General features: G+C 74.9%; 1 protein-coding gene. It reads left to right on the top strand.

Going from position 1 to position 391, the window contains the following annotated elements; all coding sequences use genetic code 11:
• On the top strand, positions 1-391 hold a 391-nt coding region (locus tag VR44_RS39810; RefSeq protein ID WP_045952579.1), incomplete at both ends, for a polyketide synthase.

Below are 391 nucleotides of genomic sequence, written 5' to 3'. Positions count from 1 at the left end.
GCAGCGGGTCATCCGCCAGGCCCTGGCGGACGCGGGACTGTCCGCCGGAGACGTGGACGCGGTCGAGGCCCACGGCACGGGCACCACCCTGGGCGACCCCATCGAGGCCGAGGCCCTGATCAAGGCCTACGGCACCGGCCGCGAAGCCGGCCGGCCGCTCTGGCTGGGCACCGTCAAGTCCAACATCGGGCACACGCAGGCCGCGGCCGGTGTGGCGGGTGTGATCAAGATGGTGATGGCGATGCGGCACGGGGTGCTGCCGAAGACCCTGCACGTGGACGAGCCGTCCCCGCACGTGGACTGGTCGGCGGGCGAGGTGCGGCTGCTGACCGAGGCCCGCGAATGGGCCGGGGAGGCCGGCCGGCCGCGCCGGGCGGGCGTCTCCTCCTTC

It is taken from the genome of Streptomyces katrae (genome assembly GCF_000966975.1).
Classification (GTDB): Bacteria; Actinomycetota; Actinomycetes; order Streptomycetales; family Streptomycetaceae; genus Streptomyces; species Streptomyces katrae.
This window is presented reverse-complemented; position numbering and strand designations above follow the sequence as displayed.